This is a genomic window from Rhodobium orientis (assembly GCF_003258835.1).
Classification (GTDB): Bacteria; Pseudomonadota; Alphaproteobacteria; order Rhizobiales; family Rhodobiaceae; genus Rhodobium; species Rhodobium orientis.
This window is the reverse complement of the sequence record NZ_NPEV01000128.1, coordinates 1-396: the sequence shown is the minus strand read 5'-3', so window position 1 is coordinate 396 and position 396 is coordinate 1. Positions and strand designations below refer to the sequence as shown.

At 61.9% G+C, this 396-nt stretch carries 1 protein-coding gene; it reads right to left on the bottom strand.

Annotation, left to right across the window (positions count from 1 at the left end; translation table 11 throughout):
* A partial coding sequence (locus tag CH339_RS25045) for a hypothetical protein (RefSeq protein WP_210207397.1) occupies window positions 1–289 on the bottom strand: 289 nt, incomplete at its 3' end.
* Window positions 290–396 lie beyond the last annotated feature (107 nt).

Sequence of the window (396 nt, the reverse complement as noted above, 5' to 3'; positions counted from 1 at the left end):
GCCAGTCGGTCGCGGTCACGGGGAGGAGGAGACCGGACGGGAGAGGTCGGGTGGTGCGCATCGCGCTCCACCCCGTCGTGCGGCAAGCGGCAACGGCCCATTGCTGGCCCGAAGCACCGCCGCTACGCATTCGATTGGCGAACTGCCGCCTGGATTGCTTCGCTTCGCTCGCAATGACGGTTTTCTCTTTGATTTCAAAGTCATTGCGAGGGTCCGAAGGATGGGGAGTGACGCGAGCCGGGGAAGGCCGACGCGGCAATCCATCGAGCCTTTCCATTGGATCGTTCACGCCCGCCACACACTCCGTCGTCACCCCGGACTTGATGTTTGTCCCGGGGAGATGATTGACAGGTGTTCGGGGACATGGCTGACAGTCATTGATGATCGTTTCGGGTA